This window comes from Mesobacillus foraminis, assembly GCF_004340465.1.
Lineage (GTDB): Bacteria > Bacillota > Bacilli > Bacillales > Cytobacillaceae > Mesobacillus_B > Mesobacillus_B foraminis.
Window position 1 is genome coordinate 429,277 of record NZ_SLVV01000002.1, and the last position, 22,017, is coordinate 451,293.

A 22,017-nucleotide genomic window follows, 5' to 3' on the forward strand; every position below is an offset into this window, starting at 1 on the left:
GTTAAATGATATAGATTCCTACTGTCAACTCACCACAGTCTAAGTAGTAAAAAAGATGATTTTGAAGGTCACAATACGTACATATATTTATAGCTTAAAAGGAGGGAGGCCAATGGTCAATGAATACAGGAATAGATCCATCAAGGAAAGAAGAATTTATGGTGATTTGCAGCGAAAGGAATGCAAAAAAATGTATGCCCATCCCTCGCAAATTCTCATAGTAAGCCTTCTTGAATTTGGTTTTTGGAATAATATTATTTTAGATTAGGTGAACATTACTCTACTTCATAGCTTTCCTATAATTTTCAGTGTTCCTATAACACTCTGCAAACAAATATTTTAATATAATAGCAGCAAGCGAAAAAAAATTCGGGTGAAACCGTTGACATTTAAAAATTATGCGAGTATATTTAACGCGAACAATAAAATTACTCTCAGGATTGTTACTGGTTATGCAGGCAAAACCTAAATCGCTCTTTTTTTGTAATGAGACGCAGCGTCTTTTACATAGTGAGCGGTTTGGGTTTTTTTTATTGTCAACATTATTCGGAGGTGTCGTGGCATGAGCCATCAGAAAACGGCAGAACAAATTTTAGAATTAGTTGGCGGAGAAAAAAACATTCAGCATGTTATCCATTGTATAACAAGGCTGCGCTTCAATCTGCACGACCAAAGTTTAGCAAAACAAAACAAAGCAAAAATCGAAGCAATCAAAGGAGTTATGGGTGTCAACGTAAGCGGAGACCAATTCCAGGTCATCATTGGTAATGATGTCCCGAAGGTTTATGAGGAACTTACAAAGATTGCTCACATTTCTTCCGGGTCTGGAGGAAATGGCGAAAAGAAAAAGGTTAATGTGATCAGTTCGATTTTTGATGTCATTTCCGGTTCCTTTACCCCGCTCTTACCAGCGATCGCGGGCGCAGGTATGATAAAAGGGATCCTGGCCATTCTTGCGGCACTTAATTGGGTTTCTCCCGAAAGTCAGGCTTACATTATCCTGAATGCCATAGGAGACGGAGCGTTTTACTTCCTGCCGATTTTACTGGCTCTAAGCGTTGCTAAAAAATTTGGAAGCAATATTTATGTAGCGGGTGCGATTGCAACTTCGTTATTGCATCCAACAATGACAGCGCTTTTAGGTGCAGGCGAGCCTGTTGAATTTCTTGGCTTACCGGTAACGGCGGTGACGTATTCTTCAACCGTCATTCCAATTTTACTGGCAATCTGGCTGACTACTTATGTAGAAAAGGCTTTCGACCGAATCATCCCAAGTATGTTAAAGCTGATTTTCGTTCCAACTTTTACCTTATTAGTAATGGTTCCTGTTACATTGATTGCAATCGGGCCGCTAGGAACCATCCTGGGCAACTGGCTGTCAATCGGTGTTGATTTCTTGTTTGAGCACACAGGAATCCTGGCAGGTTTGCTGCTCGGCGGAACTTTTTCGTTGATTATCATGACTGGCATGCATTATGCACTTACTCCAATCATCGTAAATAACCTAGCCACCAAAGGATATGACATGCTTATTCCTCATATGTTGGTCGCTAACATGGGACAAGCTGGTGCTGCCTTTGCTGTAGCATTGCGTTCCAAAAACAGGTCGTTTAAATCCATTGCTATGAGTACTAGCATTACCGCTTTGATGGGTGTCACTGAACCTGCCATGTACGGAGTTAATATGAGATTAAAGAAGCCATTCATTGGTGCTTTAATCGGCGGCGCAGTTGGTGGAGCTTATTTTAGTGCCGTAGGAGTTAAATACTTCATCTTAGGCGGAAACGTTGGTTTGCCAGGACTTGCATCTTTTATTGGCGATACTTTCTTCCTGGCTCTGCTCGGTGTGCCTATTGCCTTTATCGCTGGTGCTCTTGCTACATTCCTTTTAGGTTTTGATGACATTGAAGAAGAAGAAACATCTGAAGAAACAGTAACAAAAACAGAACTAAATAAAGAAGTATTGAGTGTTACTCAAGAAGAATTAGTAAGTCCTCTTAAAGGTCAAGTTGTTGAATTAAAGGACGTATCGGACGCAGTCTTCTCTTCTGAAGCAATGGGAAAAGGCCTTGCAATCATTCCAAGTGAAGGAAAAGTTGTAGCCCCTGCAAACGGAGTCATAACAACCTTATTTGCTACTAAACATGCGATTGGAATCAAAACCGATAACGGTGCAGAGGTTCTTATCCATGTAGGGATCGATACAGTTCAGCTTGACGGCAAACACTTTACATCTCACATCGAACAGGATGCAACTGTAAAAGCTGGAGAGCTATTGGTAGAGTTTGATATCGAGGCGATTAAAGAAGCTGGATACGAGGTGGTTACTCCAATCATCGTGACTAATACCCCCGATTACACAGACATTACAGCACTAAAGAAAGACCATGTTGATAGAAATGAAAAATTATTGGCAATTAGTTAACTAACTTACAATAAATGATTGCAAAATTCCTGAAGGATTTCCGGTATCATAACGGATGTCTTTCCGATAAAAATTAGGAGGAAACAGACGATGACACAAACTACTTATAATTTTCCTAAAGGATTTCTATGGGGAGGAGCTACAGCTGCCAACCAGTTGGAAGGAGCCTATCTTGAAGATGGAAAAGGCATGAACCTGGCGGATGTCATGCCAGGCGGAAAAGTGCGATTAAAAGTGATTTCCGAACCAGGTTTTGATTTTAAAATCGACAAAGAAAAATATGTGTATCCAAATCATGATGGAATCGATTTCTATCACCGCTACAAAGAAGATATCGCTCTTTTCGCCGAAATGGGATTTAAAACATACAGAATGAGTATTGCATGGAGCAGGATTTTCCCTAATGGCGACGAGTCAGAACCAAACGAAAAAGGTTTAGCCTTTTACGACCGTGTATTTGATGAATTAAAAAAATACGACATTGAACCGGTTGTCACCATCTCTCATTATGAGATTCCACTGCACCTGATTACGGAGTATGGTGGATGGCGCAACCGTAAAGTAATTGAATTCTTTGAGCATTATGCTACAACATTGTTCAAGCATTATAAAAACAAAGTGAAATACTGGTTAACATTCAACGAAATCAACGGTGCAACACACATGCCTATCTTGGGACTGGGTTTCTCGCCAGAGAGCGAAGAAACAAAATTACAGGATAGTTTCCAAGGCCTGCATCATCAATTCGTAGCAAGTGCACTCGCCGTGAAAGCTGGACATGAAATCATTCCAGAAAGCCAGATCGGCTGTATGCTGGTGTATGTACCAACTTATTCTTATGACTCAAATCCGGAAAATGTCATGCACGCCCTGCAAGAGGAACGCCTTTTTAACAACTACTGCGGCGATGTACAAGTCAGAGGTGAATATCCAGCATTCGCAAATCGTTTCTTTAAGGAAAACGACATTACCCTTGATATTAAAGAAGGCGACTTAGAACTCTTGAAAGAAGGAACAGTTGATTTCATTTCACTGAGTTACTATATGTCACGTACAGAGAAAAAGAATAAAACACCAGAGGAAATTGGACAGGGCAATTTAATCGGCGGCGTAAAAAATCCTTTCCTGAATGCGAGTGACTGGGGCTGGGAAATCGACCCGACGGGATTGCGCATCGGTTTAAACCAGCTTTATGACCGCTACCAAAAGCCTCTGTTCATCGTAGAAAATGGGCTTGGCGCTTATGACAAAGTTGAAGAAGATGGTTCCATTAACGACGACTACAGAATTGACTATTTACGCGAACATATTCAGGCAATGGGAGAGGCAATTGAAGATGGTGTGGAATTAATGGGTTACACACCTTGGGGCTGCATTGACCTGGTAAGTGCTTCTACAGGAGAAATGTCTAAACGCTACGGTTTTATCTATGTTGATAAGCAAGATGACGGAACCGGCACTTTAGATCGCAAAAAGAAAAAATCTTTCCATTGGTATAAGGAAGTAATCGAAACAAACGGGAAAAAACTTTAAATCACATCACTAAAAAAGAGGGGTCTCCCCTCTTTTTTATGTACAAAATTATTTATTATTCCACCTTTATAAATCGTTCTTGTCCATCCTTTTTTCATTCTTTCCTTTTTTTCTTGCTCATGATTTAACTCTACCGAATTTTTATGTGTTGAACTTGCTTAATCATCGTTTTTTGTTCGATCTTTAAGAATATATTTAATATGAGGATGCAATACAGTCTTCATTCTTACATGTTTTATACATCGTGATTAATTCCTTATCATCCATTTTGTAAACTTCCTCCCTGCTTAGTTCACTATTATAGGTTAGAATGATCTCTTCCATCGCATACCTTTCATTATCCTTAAGAAAATAGCGTTTTAAGGTTAGCATATTCCCCTTCTCCTTTCATTTAAATGATTCTGTGTGCCCGAACTACTTTCTCTATTATGATCCTTCTAATGTTATTCCATCTTAGTTGTTTGCTGGATCCCAGGAATTTGTGGTAAATCACAAGTTTATATAAAATACCTTGTTTGGCTGTACGGACCGAATTTTCACCCCATTTCCAAGGGGTAGTATTAAAGACTTGCACCATTGGCTAGAGCATTTAATATTTGCTGGTCAATAAAACGTTCAAATCCCTGAGGTTCCTCCAAGTCAAGCCCCCGCTCCAAGGCCACTGTAATCAATAAGGCTAATTCATAATACATACTATTCGACACAATGCCACTTTCAATGTTCCTCTTAATTTCATCATAAAACTGTATTAAAAAGTCATTTGGCAGCTTATCATATAAAGTCATATATTCAGCCCCTTTTACAGTTTTATATATAAACATATCAAGTATTGAAAAAAAGAATAGCTTCATGTCAGATTTTCTCACAAACAAAATACGAAGAATCATGTCGAGGATTGCTCTACGCAATTTTAATGATCAAAATTGAGGACCAAAATAATAATGTTTAAGCATTATTTAAGGTATATACTTAATAATTGTCTAAACGGAAAATTTGTATGAACCATAGTTAAAATCCAGTATAGAAAGCCTTTTCTCTTTCATTCCTGAATATTGGTTATGGGTAAAATAAAAACGGAGCCCTGGCACCGTCGGATTGGGTATATTAAGAAGAATGAATGAAATAGCAAACGAGGTTCTAACAAATGCACAAGGAAGAATTTGTGAAAATGATCGAAAAAGAGTTAATCCATCATATTAGTCTTGAGAGTAAAAATGTGCACGATCCAATTATCGTTCACAATATTCCTACAGGGTGGACATGTATTGGAACAGGCAATTATGCTGCTGTTTTTGTTCATAAGTCAGAGCATGATTTTGTTGTGAAAGTAGCAGCCATAGATGATCAAGCATTGAAAAAAGAAGCAAATGTCTACAGACAGTTGGGTGATCACCAAGCATACTCCAGGCTGATACACCAGGGACCAACCTATCTAGTATTAAAAAGGCTGGAAGGCATCACCCTTTATGATGCTGTTGCAAGAGGGATTCGCATACCTGAAACAGTCATTCAAGATATCAATCATGCTTTGGAATATGCCATTGAACGAGATCTTAATCCCTATGATGTTCATGGCAGGAATGTAATGATGAAGGATGGAAAAGGATATGTCGTGGATGTATCGGACTTTTACAAAGAAGGAAAAGACGAAAAGTGGAATGATTTAGTAAAGGCCTATTATAAAATATATAAAAAAACATTATATAAATATCCTGTACCAATTCCTTTAAAATTACTGGATTTTATCAGACATTCTTATAGACTATATCGAAGGATTAAAATTATGTAAGCATCATCAATAAGTATATAAAATTTTGAACGTACGGTTTATACTCAACCTAAAAATATAATTGTTTGTTCTAATCATTTAGATTTACTAATTTAAGGGCAATAGTATTTAAAATAAATGTGGTATCGCTATTTATCTCAACAAAATAGGATTCCCCCTTCCTGTACTGTTGGATAGGGGGGAGTCCGTATTCTATATGAGAACATCAACCGTTTTGTCTTCATTCCAAAGACTGAATGGCAATGCGAATGAAATATTCCATGTAACAATGGTGGCCAGAGAAGACCATAGTTTTTTCTATTCTTTTAGTATCAGAGTTAAAAATTGTTTAACTTCATCCTTCTCACTGGCACTACTAAAAACGCACAAAACTTTATTCTGTAAATAACTAAATTCTTTTAAAGACGGAATACTTGAAGTATTAATACCGTAAACCATATTTTGCTTGCCGGAGTAAAGAGATTCATCGGGTATCTCCAGGTTACTCGAGGCGATGAAATCCTCCAATGGAGTAAATGGATCTTGCTGGCTTAATTCTTGATAAATATTCTCGTCCAGAATCAACAAGTCAATCTCTCCAGCAGCTGCTCTTACTAACATCTTTTGTGCTTGCTGATTGGAAATAGACGAAAAGGTGGATTCCGGAGAATGAATGACATCAACGGCAATATTAAAATCCTTAAAGGAATCATTTAACTGATCGGAAGCAGTAATTGAATCAACAACCGGGCTTCTACCAACTACAGTAATATCGAAACTTTCTTCCTTTCCAGTAAAGGAGCTCACAAACAATATACCTAGGACCACCACAGCCAATGTCGCAATCATATGCAATTTGTAATACTCCCATATATGTTCTGCTTTCTGTTTAAAAGTCATACCTTTCAGTTGTTCTGTTAACTTTGGCATATCTCATTCACCTCATACTTCAGCTCTTGGGTATCCTGTTGTTTGTACTAATTAATGAACAGCACTGCTGTTGTGGTTTACACTAGGATTCTATAGGGTTAGCTAAATTTATAGTCATGAAAAACATTCAATATGAATTATATAATTACTAAAAAAGATAAGAGTCTATCACTTTTAATTTTTATCTTCAAACAGACCCAATGTAAACATTAATAAAGATATTAGGATGCAAGAATGAACTTAAAATTAATATTCAAAGGTAAACTGCACTTAACTATTATTATACCAATAAGTTTACTGGAAAAGTTTCTTTTCTATATGTATTTTAAACAATTTAAAGGTTGATTATAGTTAGGAGCTGCAAAAGTTATTCAACACCTATTAAAGCCTTTATTGTTTTATTGATTTTTTTCTGTAGATTACAATATTATGATAAACAAGAGCAATATTTATACTAAAAATGGTTCCGAGAAAAAAATAATGATTTAGTAAGCTGTTTCACTGTGCCTTTCAAATTTGGATGTTGCCCTGAATTTCGGGATGAATGTTTACATAATATTATTATAGTTCCCTAATGTTTGGTTCCCCCGGAATTTATCTATACTCTACTTATCTGCTGTTAACTAAAACAGCCTCATGGACACGAAAATTACTGTAAGCTGCTTTCATCGGAGCCATTTGTCGAAAGCCAATTTTCCCGCCGGATAAAATTTCACCATAGGATTTTCCGTCATCTTCCCATTCAAGGACAGGAAGATCATTGATGGTAAATTGAACAATTCCTTCATATTTAACCAGTCTCATATGATAGGGTGGAATTGCATCATCTGCTGGGGGCAATGGATCAGCCCCCATGGCTGCTAAATGAAAGCCATGGCTTTTCCGCAAATTACATGTTCGGAATGCGCGTTCGTCAGCATGTTTATGCCGAAAATAGGAGAGATGCAGGGCATTTATATCCCCTGAATGATATTGTGGGTACCTACCATTTCGTTCAGAAAGACTGGAACTGAACAAATCCTCACCATTACGTCCTTTCGCAGAAAAAAATATCATACAGAGACCAGGTTCTCTGATCGGGAAAAATTCCCATTCAATCATCACTTTATCGGGAAATTCTACCGGGCACCATAATACCCAGTGGGCATTGTCTCCATGCAAAGAAGGAGATAATTCATTTTCCAGAATGAGTCGACTTTCTTCAAAACTAGTTCTGGCCTTACCTTCCAGCTCCCAATCAGCAATGTCCGCTGCGGATGTTAATGCGTTATGATATAAGCTGTTCCCTCTTTCAAAAAAATGACTATGCACCATAAACAAGTCCCTCCTCGTAAATGAAAAAACCAACTACTATTCCTATCTTAAATGAAATTGCTTTCAGGTCCTATACGCTTATTTAATTTGTACTGTGTAACAAACAAATAGACGGCTAATTTAAGTAGCCGCCAGTTTTGCACTTTGAATAATTAACGGTATCAGACTTGTTAATTCCCTGCCTTGCCGGTGTTATCCTTTAATTGAACCCATAACATTGCTCGTCGATCATCGTTAAAAAGTCTTCTCCTATTAGAGCACCCCTCTCCCATGGCCCCCCAGGAAACGCCGGTCGTTTTTGGGGGGATTGATTTAGCCACTTTAGTTTCAAATTGACAAAACCTTTCTCTTTCACTCTAAAAATAAGAACCTCTTTTCCTGGTTTTTAATGTGTTTCCGATACATCGAAAATCACTTTTTCCACATTCTTTTTTTGAAAAGAAGATTGGTTTATTTTTTCCTGCAGTTTTTTATAGAAAAGCTCGGCATCAATCGGCAATTCAACCGGCTCTTTTAACCAAGACGACAAATAAATGGCATTTGAAATTTCAAGCCCTTTTATTCCTTCTTCACCTGGTGCCAATAGAGGCGTGCCTTTGGCAATTGAATCGATCCAGTTTTGCATGATTCCCTGATGATCGGTTCTTTCTCCCTTTATGGGAATATCGATCGTCCAGCATTCTGGTTTTCCAAATCCGCCTTTATAAGTCGCGTTGAATTCACGTTCTGATTGAGTCAATCGGTGAAAGATGAGTTTATCATTTTCAACAACCATTTTTCCGCGGTCGCCCGAAATCTCAAAACGGTTTGTTCCAGGTGCTTCACCCGTCGACGTAATGAAAATTCCTGTCGCACCGTTTTCATATTCTACATAGGCAGTAATCTCGTCCTCAACTTCTATATCGTGATATTTTCCATAGCTGCAAAAAGCATGGACTTTCTTAGGCATAAGACCTGTCGTCCATTGCCATAAATCCAGCTGGTGCGGTGCCTGGTTTAGTAAAACTCCGCCCCCTTCCCCTTTCCACGTTGCCCGCCATTCACTAGAATCATAGTAGCTTTGTGAGCGGTACCAATCCGTAATAATCCAATTGGTCCGTTTTATTTCACCGAGTTCGCCAGATTGAATCAATTCGCGCAACTTTTGATAGATCGGGTTGCAGCGCTGGTTATACATGATGCCAAAGACCTTGCCGCTTTCTTTGGCTGCTTTATTCATCTCCGCTACACTTTTCGTATAAACACCAGCCGGCTTTTCAACGAGAACATGCATGCCTTTTGCGAATGCCTTCACGGCCAGCCTTGGATGATCATAATGAGGTGTGGAAATAAGAACTGCATCTATATCGGATTCGTTCAAAAATGCGTCTTCATCTTTAAAAATCTGTACATCACCTGCTGTATCTTTTAGTAACTCTTTCAGGTTATCTTGAAAAGGGTCGCATACGGCAGTCAGAATCGCTCCATTTATTTTCCCTTTACCTAACAGCTGAACATGCGATCTTCCCATATTTCCAATGCCCATAACACCAACTTTAATTACACTCAACTATTTCACCCCATACACGTTTATTGAATTCACTTTTTAATATTTTTAACGAACTATTTGGCCTGCTTGTTTTGCAATTTTCTTCAGGTTTCTTAAACTAGTCTCCAGACATTCCAATGGCGGTCCTTCACAGACGTCCTGCTCAACGGCGTACCATTCGACTCCATTCCTTTCTCCCCATTGTAAAATCGGAATGAAATCTATGATGCCTTCCCCCACTTCTGCAAAGGTTTGCCGATGATCATTTGTCATATCCTTCAAATGAATAATTGGCATCCGATTTGCATATGGAGCTATGTAGGTCAACGGATCTTTACCGGCTTTTTTCAGCCAATAGACATCAATTTCTGCTGAAATTTGATTATCATCTGAAGGATCAAGCATATAGCGAAGAGCGTCCTGACCGTCTATTTCAATATCAAACTCAAATGCATGATTGTGGTAAGAAAATCGGTATTCAGATGCTTTCTTTGCAGCCTCGTTCAATAATTCTTTTATTTCTTTATAAGTTTCAGGATGACGTAAATCCTCTGCTACAAAGGGAAGGATGATATCTTTCGTGCCATATAAATCTGCTTCTCTTAACACACCCTTAAGATCATTTTTTATACGAGTTAACGACACATGCATGCCTGCTGCCTGTAAATCACTTTCTTTTAAAGCCAAAGCAACCTCATTCAGATCATAGTCCTTTGGCAAGGCTGAAATTTGAACGCCTGCCCAGCCCATCTCCTTTAGTTTTTTGAATACTGGACGGATTCCTTCTTCTTTTAATTGTTCTCGAACCGTATATAATTGTGCTGCAAATTTGTGGTCCACCCTAAACACTTCCCCTTACAAGAATTTTAGTTAAGGACTTGGCAATGGTATTGGATAGCAAATCACTGTAGCGTTTTTTAAACCAGTTTCTCTCGCCGAGGCATGAAGCGTTTACATTTTAACCGGAATATCTATGACCAGTGATCATAATCATGATGATGTTTTCAGGAGAATCTATTTTCAACAAATGTTTTGAAAATCCTCCCAAGGATCATTTAAAATAGGAAACGCAGTATCACATTTAACCGAAAAACAGCTTTACCGATTCAATGAAATAATACCAACCCTCAAATACTATTATCATTATAGTTATCATTATAGTTTAAATAGTCAGTATATTCATTACCCAAAATTATCTGAGAGTCTTTTTTGGTGATCTAAATAGACTAAAATCTCAAGAACCGATTTGCAAATCAAAAATAAAAGTGAGTCTGGATGGACCTGTATGTGTGCGTCTACATTTGATGCAAACCGACCACAGGAAAGGATCTGCTATTGCACCTTACTCAAATTGAGCAGATAATAAGTAAAGTCAATTAATACATAATAAAAAGACCTTGAAAAAAGCTCATTACTAGCTTCAAAGGTCTTTTTTACTGGACTGCTGCCTGAAGGGCGAGGTCTCAAATCCCTTTTTCATTGGACTCCATGAGGAATTTTTTTATCATAAACGAAGCACTTCCGAGAGCTGCAGCATTTCTATTGAGTTGGGAAATGAAAACCTCACTTTTTAGTGGTATATATCTTGATATCCTATTTGAAATCGCCTTCTTAATCGACTTTAATATGATTGGATTAGCCTCAATCAAGTTGCTTCTCAGGATAATCGAGTCAGGGTTAAAAGTGATGATTAAATTCATTAACCCAATCCCTAAATAATGACCGAATTTTTCTATTTCCATCAATATATCCCCATCGTTCTCCATTATCATCTTATTAGCCTTTTCGAGTGTTATTACCTCTCCATTCTTTAATCTGGAAAGATTCTTATAAAATGCACTTTCAGATGCATACAGTTCCCAGCATCCTTGGTTACCACAGCCGCATTTTTTCCCATTGGATTCAATGGTCATATGTCCCATTTCGCCTGAAAATCCATTAGAGCCACGGTAAAGTTTGTCATTTAGAATAATCCCCAGACCGATACCAGTTCCCACGCTTACGTAAATGCTGCTCTCGTTACTCTTTATCAAACCATACAATTTCTCGCCAAATGCTCCGACATTCGCTTCATTATCAATGAAAATAGGAAGGTGAAATTGTTCTTCCAGCAAATTTTTCAAGTCCAACTTATCCCAATTTGAATGGGGAGTATATACGATTGTTTGATTCTCATTAACAAATCCATGTACCCCTACCCCGATACCAATAATGCCGTACGGAGATTCCGGTGCATGATTAGCCACCAGATCAATTCTTTCAATTAAAAGGGATTTAAGCGTTTCCATTGATTCATTTGCAAATTCAAGGTAATCAGAGAAAAGCTTATTCCCCTCTAAATCAATTAAAATTGTAAAAATATAATTGGCAGCAAGCTCAACTCCGATGGCATAACCCGCATTTTTATTAAAAACTAGCAAGATAGGTTTTCGCCCCCCGTTCGAAACGCCAACCCCAATTTCTGAAACGAGATGTTTTTGGATTAATGAATGCGTTTGCAAAGAAACGGTTGCTTTGTTTAGGTTTGTAATTTCCGACAGTTTTGCTCTGGAGATCGGGTAGTGTTTAATAATGGTACTTAGAATAACTTTTTGGCTATGCATCTTAACATGATTTTCATCTATTAAATTCACTATACGCCTCCTCTCTTTATTTATCCCATTAAAACAAAGTACCTAACCCTTTTTCTGACTATTCTTTTATTATATCCAAAAAATTTATAAATTAGTATATTGTTTATTTTAAAAATATATGCTAGCATAAAACAACAGTTAGTTTATTGGATAAACAAACAAAGTAAAGATTAATGGTTTAATTTTTTTAACAAAGTGAAGACGGTTTCAAAGTAAAATTACTAGTGAACGAGGTGAAAAAAGGCTTTAAATTAAAATTCGGTGCATATTTACCGTTTACTTGTTTTTCAGATTTGGTTAAAGATATTTGGTTTTTTGTATAAAGATCTAATAGTTTGTTTATACAAATAAACAAAGAAAGTATATGATTGTTTTTTAATCCCCTAACCGACATATTTCTAGTTGGCTATGGAATCAATCATTCACTTACTATATTTACCTATTATTATTGGGTAATCTAAAGTTTTTTATTTTTAATCCTCATTGAAAGCGATTAACCTTAAATTTTTGTCTTAAAAAGTTCGAGAGGCTTATTTTTCAAATAGACAATTTTCTTCTATTTATTATTGTAAGCGGATAAATCGGACTAAGATTTATCCGAAAAGGAGATGTATGACATGGGTTTAATGGAATCAACAGTTAAACAAATGAACAATAGCGAAAACACACACAACATTCAAGAAAACGAGTATCGCGAGGTCGGCCTTGCTGAACGTATCGGTTACGGTCTGGGGGACTTTGCCCAAAACCTCGTATTTGGTACAGTCGGAGGATTCCTTGCACTCTACTTGACTACCGTTAATGCCATTGGTACGGCAGCAGCAGGGTTCATCTTCTTGTTTGTCCGTATCGTCAACGTTGTCTGGGATCCGATGGTTGGAACCTACGTCGATAAACGAACGTTCAAGAGCGGTAAATATCGTCCTTGGCTTCTGTATGCAGGTATTCCACTTGTGATCTTATCCGCGATGCTCTTTATTCCAATTCCAGCCATTCGCGGTTCAGTGACAGTAGCCTTTATCACTTATTTGCTGCTTGACTTGGTTTATTCTCTCGTAAATATTCCTTACGGTTCACTGAATGCATCACTAACACGAAATCCGCAATCAGTAGATAAAATCACAACGACTCGTATGATGCTGTCAAATGTTGCTAACCTAATGGTTTACACACTATTCCCAATGTTTGTCCAAATGGCTGCACCAAAAGACCGCGAACTGAAAGACACAGGTTTTTTTGGTCTCAAGCTCAACATGGGGACTTATACGGATGCATCAGCAGGTAACGCATGGTTTTGGATTTTTATGGTTTACATGGTCATCGGGGCCATCGCTTTGTTCGCTTGCTACCGTCTCACGAAAGAAACCGTTGTCGCAACTGCTGAACAAACTGCACAAGTGAAAGCATACGACCTGTTCGTTGAATTGAAGCATAACAAGCCACTCGTTATTCTTGGTCTGTTTTTCATGCTTTCTTTCACCTTCATGTTCTTCATGAACACAGTAAATGGTTTCTTTAACCAGTACACGGTCAATCACTCAGACTGGATGGGTGCTGTAGGTCTTATCGCTTCTATCCCTGGTATCCTCTTCCCAGTCTTCTGGCCAAAAGTGAAGCACATCTTTGGTAAAAAGGGATTCTTCTATTTCTTCCTAGGTATGTTTATTGTTGGTGAACTTCTTACTTGGGTATGGTCGTTAGAAGGAATGCACGACTCACTCGCCCTTGCTTATGTTGCAACCTTCATCAAACAATGGGGTCTCACTTCAGCAACCGGTTTTATGTGGGCTCTCGTTCCGGAAGTTGTTTCTTATGGTGAAATGAAGTCTGGCAAACGTAACGCTGCTATCATCAACGCTATCATGGGTCTCTTCTTCAAGATAGGCTTTACTCTTGGTGGTGCCATTCCACTCTGGGTGCTTGCGGCCTACGGCTTCGATGGAAATGCAGTGAAGCAAACAGCAAGCGCTCTTTCCGGTATCAATTTAACGGCTATCTGGATTCCAATAGCGCTTGCTATCGTTGCAATGATTGTTATGGCCCTTTACCCACTGTCAGATAAAGACGTCAGGGATATCAATAAAAAACTCGATGCTTTTCGCGCTAAAGCAAAAGCAGCTGAATAAGTTATTAGCATGAATTTATTTCTTAACAACAAGAAATATATCCCTGCATAGCAGCTTTCTAAGAAAGAAATGACTGTGTTAAAAGAAGGCCAGGTTTAGATACCTGGCCTTTATCTCTGATTAATTTTGTCTAATAGCATTTAAAAAAATATAGAATCCCTCTCAGGAAAACATCCCCTATCCTTTGACCAACACATAAGACAGCCCATCATTTAAAATAATTCCAGTATCCCTATGCAGGAATTTTCAGCGATTTAAACATAAAGTCTTTACTAAAACCTTCATGAATAATAATAAAAGGAGTCCATGAATTTGGAATTTTCCTCCCCTCATAATCTATAAAATTCCAGGGACTCCATTATCTCATCCCGGTTAATAACTAGTAAATATAGACTATAAACAAATAGGGGTTTAACAGTTGATATTTTTTAAGCCTCTGTTTTGGAAAAAATAAAGGCGCAACTACTTCCTTGACCATTAGAAGAGACCCGCAATCGTCAGGGTTTATATGTGACGATAGCATAGATGCCCAGCACGAGCATGACACCAAAAATAATTCCTGCAATCACAATGCCAGTGACGGAAACCGCGAGCACCCCATTGATCCAACGGTTCTTTTTTTCGGCTGCGTCCCCATTTTTCAGGGAAAGCTCTTCCTGCCTGGACGTTAATTTGTACCCTTTCCACCCTAGCCAAGCCATTAGCAACCCGGGGATTGCCCCCACCACATAGGCGGACACCCCTGCCAAGGCTCCAAGGATTCCCACCACAATCAAGGTGATACTGATCGTTTTCCCGTAATAGTATACGAATTTCATAAACGGATTCAAGCCTATGCCCTCCTTGTCTTTTTTGCTATTAACTAATTTAGCTTGTTGTTTTCATAACCCCTTTGAAGTATTAATATTTAAGGAACGAATTAAATAATCTTCTAGAGCTTCATCCTTCAATTTAAAAATAAACGCTTTAAAGGTACTCTTAATTTTTGCTATTATTCTTACACCTGTTTCTCAAATTCACTAACTAGCCACCATTAGCTACTGTAGTTTCTGGGAATAATTATGTAAATGGTTATTGATTAGCAATCAGGTACCTGCTACCAAATTTTGATAAACCTATGAATGTATAATAACTTTATAGATTGGTAATAATAATAGTGTATTCCCCTTATAGGAATCCATTGATCACTTTCGCAATGGGTTTCTTTTTGTGTTCAAATGTCTATTGGTAGCCCAAAACGAATCTTAGTTTTGCCTTAGTTTTTAAACATTGGACTATTAACCGCCAACGCAGCAAACAGTCCTAAAAAGATGGTTTCGTCTTGTGTTAAATATATATAGAAGAACGATCTCCTTTCTCCTAAAAAACTAATGATAATAACATCTTTAATAGTATTAATATTAATATATTTAAAAAAACAATGCCGGAATGAGCATTGTTTTTTATTTTCAAAACATTGTTAAATTAGACGTTAAAGACCTTTCAACCTTTCATCCCAATGACTCGATTCATTGCCGAATTCTCCAGTGCCATCAAAATACTCTTTGGCATAAGTTTTATACAGATTCATTCATTAATATTTTTGTTGATACTATGTCGCTTGATATTACTACAGCTAAGTTCTTGTCCTTTCCATAGCCAATCACAAAAGCTTTATTTTTATACAAAGAAGGAGTAGTAATTTATTGCCTATATGAGCTATACTATTGAATTTAAATTTTCTCTTATATCTTTCAACAACTTAGGGTAATTTACTTTTGAATAATCTGTTACATCCACTTCATATAAACTTCCTAATTCGAATGTGTCATATCCTCTGGTTGTACATCTTTCAATAAAATCTTCATAGGTCAATAGATTATCTGCAATGCTTCTATTCGCTAAATGATCCCCTTTCTTGTAAGAAGTGACAATATGACTCAAATGCCTTGTTGGATCTAGGTCTCGGTTCTTTTGCCTTTCGAACAATACATCTAAGTCTGCAATTAATCGAATAGTAACAACTTTATAGCCATATTTGTCTACTAACCGCTCAATATGAGGTTTCTGTTTCTGGCTAAAAGGATAGTCAGAAATTATATTGCTACCAGCTTGCATCTTCTGTTCCATTATTTCATAGTACTTGGCCCATGCCATCAATTCTACATACTGCTTTTCTTCTAAATTTCGGTATCCATAAGTATCACTATAGTTTTCTTTCAACTCATCCTGAGATAGGTGATAAAACGCACCCAACTCATTTTTGATGATATCACCTAGGTAGGTTTTCCCTGTCCCAGGCAAACCTGCTAATAAAATCAAGACTTTATCCATATGACCACCTCATCATCTTCCTAATAAAAGAAAGAGTACAAGGAACTCCCCGTACTCTGACTGACATCATCTTAACCACTATGAGAAATACTTTTTGCTTTTGTGATTATCTTACTTGAAGGGTACGGTCTTCTTTATTCATGAAGATACCAATTTTATGTTTGACAATTTCTTTTACCGCCTGATTACACGGAATAATATTATGCCGTAAAGATTTTGTTACTTTTGTTTCGCCGAATGTTTCTTTGGCGGTTTTTGTCCATGCTACCAACAACTCAGTGCCTACATTAAATTTACGGATCCCATTATTAATTAATTCGTGAATGTCCATTTCCTTAACACCAGTACCTCCATGTATAACCAATGGTACGTCCACTGCAGCATTGATTTCTTTTAAAAGAGGTACATTTACTTCTGTTTTGGATTTATATTGACCATGATTCGTACCGATTGCAATAGCCAACGCATCTACCCCAGTTGCTCTTACAAACTCTGCTGCATCTTTTGGGTCCGTATAAACCTTATCATCCTCGTCTACATGAATCCCTTCTTCGGTCCCACCAATCGTCCCTAATTCGCCCTCAACGGAAACTCCGTATTTGTGTGCATATTCAACTACGGCACTTGTTTTCATAATATTTTCTTTGAATGGTAAATGAGAACCATCATACATGACTGACGTATATCCTTTATCGATTGCCTCTTTAATATCATCAAAGTCCCTTGCATGGTCCAAATGCAATACTACGTCTACCATTTCTTTCGTAGCCATAGATTTACATACGGCAACAATATTTTCATGGCCGATATACTTTGCAGTGTCTACACTCGTTTGAATAATAATTGGAGCCCCTTGCTCCTTTGCTGCTCGGATCATGTCTGGTAGCATCTCTAAATTATGGGCATTGAAGGACCCCACTGTATAATTCAATTCTTCCGCTCTAAGTGTTACTTCCTTTAGTGTTGTATACATAATCTATACCTCTCCCTTTACATTAGTCTTGAGTTTGCTCAGAACACACCACGCGTAACTTCTTTAGAAACTTGCATCATTTGATCCATTTTCTTCAAATATAACTGTAACGATTCTTCATCATTTGCTTGAGCTGCCTCTGCGCGCTTCTTGTTATAGAGTTTTAATAAGGTTTTGTAGGCAGTGCCTAGTGATTTTTTGGCCTGGATGCTTTTTTCAAATGAGTCAATAGCGTTGTCTTCTTCTCCAAGCTCATAAAACGCTAAACCAATCTCCTCATAAATTTTTGCTTGTTGCTCTCCAGTGCTATGATTTATTTCTTCTTTCTTAATGGAAATGGTCTGTTGTAATTCTTCTTTTCGCTCAGCGGTTAAGAGTACAAATTCAGTGCTTTCAATTTTCGGTTCTTTCGCTTTCTTCTTACCGAATCCAAACATTCTTAGAAGAACCTCCTTCTTTCTCTTTCTCAAATTTTAAAGCGCTTTTAAAAGTGGCCCAATGATCCATGCGTATAGTAATGCAGATGTTACTGTATCCACGTCGGTTGCGGTAGCATTGACAAAACCCATAGAGTTGAACGTCGTTACTAACAATGCAGGTAACAATGTAATGAAGAACCCATGTACAACACCACCGATAATAGCGCCACGCGCACCACCTGTTAAGTTACCAAAGATGCCAGCGGTGCCTCCCGCGAAAAAAGCTGTCAGCATTCCTGGTAGGATCATGGCCAAGCCAAAGGCAGGCAGCACTAACATGGCTACAACTGAACCTATAGTCGTTGTGATAAACCCTACAATGACTGCGTTCGGACTATATGGGAACAGCACTGGGCAATCCAACGCAGGCTTTGCATTGGGAACCAGGCGCATTGCAATTCCCCTGAATGCTGGAACAATTTCACCTAGTAATAGTCGAACCCCTGATAATAATACATACACTCCTACCACGAATTGGATGGATTGTATGAAGGCGAACATTAAATAGTTGGTAGTTCCCGACAGTTCCGAAGCAAACGCTTCACCCGCAAACGCAGCGGTAACAATATAAAGAGGAATCATAACCACCATTAAGGACAGATAGGTATCTTGTAGGAACTCAAATTGGGCGGGTAATTTTAGGTCTTCAACCGATTTTTTCTTTTCGCCCTTCTCTCCGAATAGTTTCGCTACACCAGCTTCAAACACATATCCGACAGTACAAAAATGTCCTAAGGCAATATCGTCCATACCAGTGATCTTTCGGACAAATGGTTGTGCAATGGCAGGCATGGCTACTGCAAAAACGCCCCCAATGAATCCTCCGACTAAAATTAGTGCAAGACCACGCAAACCGGCAAAGTACCCAAATACAGTTGTCATAGTAGCCATCCAAAGAATAGCCTGACCCGTTAAAAAGATGTATTTCCATCTAGTAAACCGAGCAATTATGATATTGAAGACAAAGATAGCCAAGAATGTTAAGGCGATATCACGTCCCAATCCTAACTCATTCATTGCCTGACCATTTATGGCTTCAATCGAAGGAATAATCCCTTGCATATTGAAACCTTCAGTAAAAATCTCCCCAAAATACGTCAGACTCCCTACAATAATGGTGGAGCCGGCTGACAAAACCATGAACCCTAGCATAGTCTTTAACGATCCAGAAATAACTTGTCCTGCCGATTTCTTCTGTAGGATTAAACCCAACATAGCAATCAAGGCAATGGTGACGGATGCCTGAGTCAAAATATTCTGAATAATAAAGTTCACTACACTCATTTTTTACCCCTCCATCTCTGCTGTCCCGTTATATTAAACTAAAACCCCTTTTTCCTTTAAGACCGGAGCAATTTTTTCTTCGATCTCAGGTTTTGATACAATATTTTTCAAATAGACAATGGTGGTCTGTTTGGGGTCAACGGAGAATTTCTCAAATTGGGAACGGAAATTCTGGGCTGTGATAATAATATCGGGCTTTACTGAAATGGCAGATGAAATATCACTATGATCCAGCTTCGCGTTGACACCTAACTTGCTTAATACATCCTCTGCCGCCATTTGACAAGCAAAACTGCTTCCTAAACCTGCTCCACATACAAATAAAATATTGACCTTTTTCATAACACTCTCTCCTTTAATCCATCATTTTTTTGGCATATATTCATTTGTTTCTATTAAGCCCTTGTTTTCAGTTATACGAAATGAGATAACCATTACGTACAGCTCTATAACTGTATGTTCCTTAGTAACTTAGACTCAATAACTGATGTGACTCACTCGATTACTTCGCTTCCGTATAACACCTGATTAAACAGGCTTACATCTTGCGAAGTAATTAACTGATCTAATCTGCCTTCATCATTAATTAATTCAATTAAATTTTTCATCACATTTAGATGGGAATATGAATCCACTGCTGCTAGGCAAAAAACAATTTTCACGGGATCATTTTCGGGATTTCCAAAATTCACTGGTTCCTTTAAAGTCATGACACTAACGCCTAATTTATTTACACCATCTTCAGGCCGGGCATGAGCTAGCGCCAAGTGCTTTCCTACCACGATATATGGTCCGTACTCCTCGACGGACTTAATCATCGCGTCTATATATCGCTCTTCAATGATGTCCTCTTCTAACAATGGCTGAGCCGCTTTTGCAATCACTTCTCGCCAATCTTTACATTCCTGCTTGAGCAGTATGTTGGAATCCCTCAAAATATCCTGTAACATCGGCTGTATCTCCCTTGTATTTATTTTCAATTGATGTTCTTTGAACGTCTCTTCTACTTTCTGGTAGCTTTCCTTGGTTACGGTCCCGCCGCTTTCTACAATTAACTTGAGGATATCCTGCATTAAACTTGTTGCATCTAACTTTTTGGATACGGTTCTCCTCTTATTCGAATTTTCCAGCAAAAAGGCATTGATTTCCTTTTTATCACTTTCTCTTAATATAGGATTAAGGAATAATACTGGTTTTCTCGGAAAATCGATGGAAATCGTCGTAAAAACCAAATCAACATCCAACTTGTCGATAAAGTCTAATTCATATGAGCTCAACACTGCTACAATCTCGATATTGAATTGCTCTTTCAAATTCGCTGCTAACAGCTTGCCAGTCGAAATTCCATGATTACAAAGGACAACCGCCTGATAGACATATTGTTCTTTTTGTTTGATCTGACTGGCAGAAGTTGAAAAATAGACGGTCAAAAACCCAATCTCATCTTCAGATAATGGTTTCTTGATGTAATCCTTAATTCGCTTATTGAAGCTGTTGACTGCCTGATAAATCTCGGCATAGGACTCCTTAATAGTGTCTTTTAAGGGGTTAAATACCTGTAAATCGTTCTTAGCCCGGCTCAACAAACCTGTGATATGTTTATACAAACCTTCATATAGATCTTCTTCTCTCTGCGAAAAAGGAATTTTGGTTATTTTCTCTACATGATCAATTAATTGAATGGCTAATAATTGGGCCGTAACCCAATCGAATGAATTATTCATGTCTTTGGGATTAAACGATTCGATTGTGAAGGTGGTATATTTGATTTCATTTAATGATGGATATAAATCAAACTCCATACAGATGGAATCGATAAAATTTCTGATAGGATCTTCTTTTATTTCTGCTCTCACTTTGGATAATTCACTTAGGGTGTTTCCTTCTTGCAGCCGTCTTACCCATATTCCTAAGAAAAGAATGCTTTGGTTTCGATATACATGATTAATCTCAACTCTGGACATTTCCAAGACGTCGTCATAAAGATTTCCAATGAGCCTTAATACATTTGCATCCATATAATCCAATACCAATTGATCAGCAAAAGAATTCACTGCTTCGATATCTCGATAGCCCATTAAATAATCTATATCTGTCAAACTGTTAATTACGTCGTACAACATGGACCGTATCGATCGCTCATCACCTTTTAATACAATCCCTTGTTTCGGTAAACTCACAACAGAAATGGCATATTCCTTTAAAAACTGACGGAGTTTTCGCATATCCTCATCCATTGTACTTTTGGATACCTGCAGCTTCTCTTCCATTTCATAGAGCAGTGTCGTTTTTGTGGTATCGGCAATATCTAAAAGCAGGGCAAGGAACCGTTCATTGGGCCTTAAATAATCTGTTTCCTTATCATCACTTATTTTCGCCAGGAGCTTTTCACGTTCTAAATCAGAAAGGACTAATTTCATCCCTTTTCCTCTTGTAGTCGTAATGGAGGGATAATTATTTTCATCCAAATAGTTATTAATCACAACCAATTCATTACGAAAAGTACGCTCACTAATAGAGAATTCTTTACTTAAATCCTCACAAGTCAAAAAGGTATTTACTGATAAAAATCTAGTTAGTATTCGTTGAGTCCGATCTTTCATAAGAGTAACTCCTTTCTTAATCTGATTATAAATTGTAATATTTAAATAGTTTAGTACATGTTTTTGCAACTTCAATTTGCAAAAGTGTAAGCGTTAACAAATTTATGA

General features: G+C 37.9%; 19 protein-coding genes. 5 read left to right on the forward strand and 14 right to left on the reverse strand.

What is annotated here, in order from left to right:
• Positions 1–112: 112 nt before the first annotated feature.
• The 3 genes from EV146_RS26780 (at position 113) to EV146_RS04460 (ending at position 3,958) form a co-directional block, all read left to right on the forward strand.
• Positions 113–268 (forward strand): hypothetical protein, encoded by a 156-nt coding sequence (locus EV146_RS26780; protein WP_158286995.1) that lies wholly within the window; start codon positions 113–115, stop codon positions 266–268.
• A 294-nt stretch (positions 269–562) separates the two neighbouring features.
• The gene (locus tag EV146_RS04455) at positions 563–2,425 is read left to right on the forward strand and encodes a beta-glucoside-specific PTS transporter subunit IIABC (protein WP_132002416.1); all 1,863 of its coding nucleotides are present in this window, start codon (positions 563–565) and stop codon (positions 2,423–2,425) included.
• Between the two features lie 90 nt (positions 2,426–2,515).
• Positions 2,516–3,958 carry a glycoside hydrolase family 1 protein gene (locus EV146_RS04460; protein ID WP_132002419.1) on the forward strand — a complete coding sequence of 481 codons (1,443 nt, stop codon included), beginning with the start codon at positions 2,516–2,518 and terminating at the stop codon, positions 3,956–3,958.
• A gap of 195 nt (positions 3,959–4,153) precedes the next feature.
• On the opposite strand, the gene EV146_RS27410 is transcribed toward EV146_RS04460, so the two are convergent.
• Both EV146_RS27410 and EV146_RS04465 read right to left on the reverse strand, forming a co-directional pair.
• Positions 4,154–4,330 carry a hypothetical protein gene (locus tag EV146_RS27410; protein ID WP_181215821.1) on the reverse strand — a complete coding sequence of 59 codons (177 nt, stop codon included), beginning with the start codon at positions 4,328–4,330 and terminating at the stop codon, positions 4,154–4,156.
• A gap of 188 nt (positions 4,331–4,518) precedes the next feature.
• Complete coding sequence (locus tag EV146_RS04465; protein WP_132002422.1) at positions 4,519–4,743, reverse strand: hypothetical protein; 225 nt, start codon at positions 4,741–4,743, stop codon at positions 4,519–4,521.
• Positions 4,744–5,102: 359 nt separating this feature from the next.
• Between EV146_RS04465 and EV146_RS04470 the strand changes: the two genes are divergently transcribed.
• The gene (locus EV146_RS04470) at positions 5,103–5,747 is read left to right on the forward strand and encodes a serine/threonine protein kinase (protein ID WP_132002425.1); all 645 of its coding nucleotides are present in this window, start codon (positions 5,103–5,105) and stop codon (positions 5,745–5,747) included.
• A 297-nt stretch (positions 5,748–6,044) separates the two neighbouring features.
• On the opposite strand, the gene EV146_RS04475 is transcribed toward EV146_RS04470, so the two are convergent.
• From EV146_RS04475 to EV146_RS04495, 5 genes are all read right to left on the reverse strand, one after another.
• Positions 6,045–6,656, reverse strand: coding sequence for a type 2 periplasmic-binding domain-containing protein (locus tag EV146_RS04475; protein ID WP_132002428.1), 612 nt, complete (start codon positions 6,654–6,656; stop codon positions 6,045–6,047).
• Between the two features lie 609 nt (positions 6,657–7,265).
• Positions 7,266–7,970 (reverse strand): DUF1961 family protein, encoded by a 705-nt coding sequence (locus tag EV146_RS04480; protein WP_132002431.1) that lies wholly within the window; start codon positions 7,968–7,970, stop codon positions 7,266–7,268.
• Between the two features lie 385 nt (positions 7,971–8,355).
• Positions 8,356–9,519, reverse strand: coding sequence for a Gfo/Idh/MocA family protein (locus EV146_RS04485; protein ID WP_132002434.1), 1,164 nt, complete (start codon positions 9,517–9,519; stop codon positions 8,356–8,358).
• 45 nt (positions 9,520–9,564) lie between these two features.
• Complete coding sequence (locus EV146_RS04490; protein WP_132002437.1) at positions 9,565–10,338, reverse strand: sugar phosphate isomerase/epimerase family protein; 774 nt, start codon at positions 10,336–10,338, stop codon at positions 9,565–9,567.
• Positions 10,339–10,961: 623 nt separating this feature from the next.
• Positions 10,962–12,131 (reverse strand): ROK family protein, encoded by a 1,170-nt coding sequence (locus tag EV146_RS04495; RefSeq protein WP_132002440.1) that lies wholly within the window; start codon positions 12,129–12,131, stop codon positions 10,962–10,964.
• Between the two features lie 617 nt (positions 12,132–12,748).
• Here EV146_RS04495 and EV146_RS04500 point away from each other — a divergent pair.
• The gene (locus EV146_RS04500; protein ID WP_199232653.1) at positions 12,749–14,257 is read left to right on the forward strand and encodes an MFS transporter; all 1,509 of its coding nucleotides are present in this window, start codon (positions 12,749–12,751) and stop codon (positions 14,255–14,257) included.
• A gap of 497 nt (positions 14,258–14,754) precedes the next feature.
• Here the strand turns inward: EV146_RS04500 and EV146_RS04505 are convergent, their stop codons facing one another.
• From EV146_RS04505 to EV146_RS04535, 7 genes are all read right to left on the reverse strand, one after another.
• A complete protein-coding gene (locus EV146_RS04505; RefSeq protein WP_132002443.1) occupies positions 14,755–15,087 on the reverse strand; it encodes a hypothetical protein in 333 nt (110 codons plus the stop codon).
• An 868-nt stretch (positions 15,088–15,955) separates the two neighbouring features.
• Positions 15,956–16,570 carry a P-loop nucleotide/nucleoside kinase family protein gene (locus EV146_RS04510; RefSeq protein WP_132002446.1) on the reverse strand — a complete coding sequence of 205 codons (615 nt, stop codon included), beginning with the start codon at positions 16,568–16,570 and terminating at the stop codon, positions 15,956–15,958.
• Positions 16,571–16,676: 106 nt separating this feature from the next.
• Positions 16,677–17,543, reverse strand: a complete 867-nt coding sequence (locus tag EV146_RS04515) for a class II fructose-bisphosphate aldolase (RefSeq protein ID WP_132002449.1) — start codon at positions 17,541–17,543, stop codon at positions 16,677–16,679.
• Between the two features lie 38 nt (positions 17,544–17,581).
• The gene (locus tag EV146_RS04520) at positions 17,582–17,980 is read right to left on the reverse strand and encodes a tetratricopeptide repeat protein (protein WP_132002452.1); all 399 of its coding nucleotides are present in this window, start codon (positions 17,978–17,980) and stop codon (positions 17,582–17,584) included.
• Between the two features lie 36 nt (positions 17,981–18,016).
• A complete protein-coding gene (locus EV146_RS04525; protein WP_132002455.1) occupies positions 18,017–19,306 on the reverse strand; it encodes a PTS sugar transporter subunit IIC in 1,290 nt (429 codons plus the stop codon).
• A gap of 33 nt (positions 19,307–19,339) precedes the next feature.
• Positions 19,340–19,648 carry a PTS sugar transporter subunit IIB gene (locus EV146_RS04530; RefSeq protein ID WP_132002458.1) on the reverse strand — a complete coding sequence of 103 codons (309 nt, stop codon included), beginning with the start codon at positions 19,646–19,648 and terminating at the stop codon, positions 19,340–19,342.
• Between the two features lie 152 nt (positions 19,649–19,800).
• Complete coding sequence (locus EV146_RS04535; protein ID WP_132002461.1) at positions 19,801–21,909, reverse strand: BglG family transcription antiterminator; 2,109 nt, start codon at positions 21,907–21,909, stop codon at positions 19,801–19,803.
• Between the last annotated feature and the right edge of the window lie 108 nt (positions 21,910–22,017).

Bases quoted from the DNA above. Each gene is read 5' to 3' on its own strand.
- EV146_RS26780 (WP_158286995.1), top strand. From the start codon at position 113: ATGGTCAATGAATACAGGAATAGATCCATCAAGGAAAGAAGAATTTAT.
- EV146_RS04455 (WP_132002416.1), top strand. From the start codon at position 563: ATGAGCCATCAGAAAACGGCAGAACAAATTTTAGAATTAGTTGGCGGA.
- EV146_RS04460 (WP_132002419.1), top strand. From the start codon at position 2,516: ATGACACAAACTACTTATAATTTTCCTAAAGGATTTCTATGGGGAGGA.
- EV146_RS27410 (WP_181215821.1), bottom strand. From the start codon at position 4,330: ATGCTAACCTTAAAACGCTATTTTCTTAAGGATAATGAAAGGTATGCG.
- EV146_RS04465 (WP_132002422.1), bottom strand. From the start codon at position 4,743: ATGACTTTATATGATAAGCTGCCAAATGACTTTTTAATACAGTTTTAT.
- EV146_RS04470 (WP_132002425.1), top strand. From the start codon at position 5,103: ATGCACAAGGAAGAATTTGTGAAAATGATCGAAAAAGAGTTAATCCAT.
- EV146_RS04475 (WP_132002428.1), bottom strand. From the start codon at position 6,656: ATGCCAAAGTTAACAGAACAACTGAAAGGTATGACTTTTAAACAGAAA.
- EV146_RS04480 (WP_132002431.1), bottom strand. From the start codon at position 7,970: ATGGTGCATAGTCATTTTTTTGAAAGAGGGAACAGCTTATATCATAAC.
- EV146_RS04500 (WP_199232653.1), top strand. From the start codon at position 12,749: ATGGGTTTAATGGAATCAACAGTTAAACAAATGAACAATAGCGAAAAC.
- EV146_RS04510 (WP_132002446.1), bottom strand. From the start codon at position 16,570: ATGGATAAAGTCTTGATTTTATTAGCAGGTTTGCCTGGGACAGGGAAA.
- EV146_RS04515 (WP_132002449.1), bottom strand. From the start codon at position 17,543: ATGTATACAACACTAAAGGAAGTAACACTTAGAGCGGAAGAATTGAAT.
- EV146_RS04520 (WP_132002452.1), bottom strand. From the start codon at position 17,980: ATGTTTGGATTCGGTAAGAAGAAAGCGAAAGAACCGAAAATTGAAAGC.
- EV146_RS04525 (WP_132002455.1), bottom strand. From the start codon at position 19,306: ATGAGTGTAGTGAACTTTATTATTCAGAATATTTTGACTCAGGCATCC.
- EV146_RS04530 (WP_132002458.1), bottom strand. From the start codon at position 19,648: ATGAAAAAGGTCAATATTTTATTTGTATGTGGAGCAGGTTTAGGAAGC.
- EV146_RS04535 (WP_132002461.1), bottom strand. From the start codon at position 21,909: ATGAAAGATCGGACTCAACGAATACTAACTAGATTTTTATCAGTAAAT.